The sequence below is a fragment of the Hungatella sp. SL.1.14 genome, from assembly GCF_024460495.1.
Classification (GTDB): domain Bacteria; phylum Bacillota; class Clostridia; order Lachnospirales; family Lachnospiraceae; genus Hungatella; species Hungatella hathewayi.
Map to the genome: position 1 here is coordinate 1 of NZ_JANFYJ010000259.1, position 307 is coordinate 307.

Consider the following 307-nt stretch of genomic DNA (forward strand, 5'->3'; position numbering starts at 1 on the left):
ACCTTACCTTCTTTCAATAAGTTTTGCCTAGATTTTTCTGTAGGAGCGAAGTTAAACTGAGATACGATTCCGGTAGCTTGGCGATTAAACTCTTCGGGATAGGGGGAGTAAATATTATACGTTCGATTCTTCGATACCTTTAAATAAATCAGTGTGACAATTCCCAGAATCACCGCTGTGACAACAGCCATGGAGGAAGCGTAGCCAAACTGAACTCCCATGGCGGCACTTTCACCATACGAGAAGAAATACTTGAATATGTACGTCATCACCACTTCCGTGGAACCTCCCGGTGCTCCGTTCGTCA

Annotated in this window: 1 protein-coding gene; it reads right to left on the minus strand. The window is 44.3% G+C overall.

What is annotated here, in order from left to right:
- Window positions 1-307 (minus strand): UDP-N-acetylglucosamine 2-epimerase (locus NE473_RS30910; RefSeq protein WP_256265625.1); only part of this gene is annotated, 307 nt, incomplete at both ends.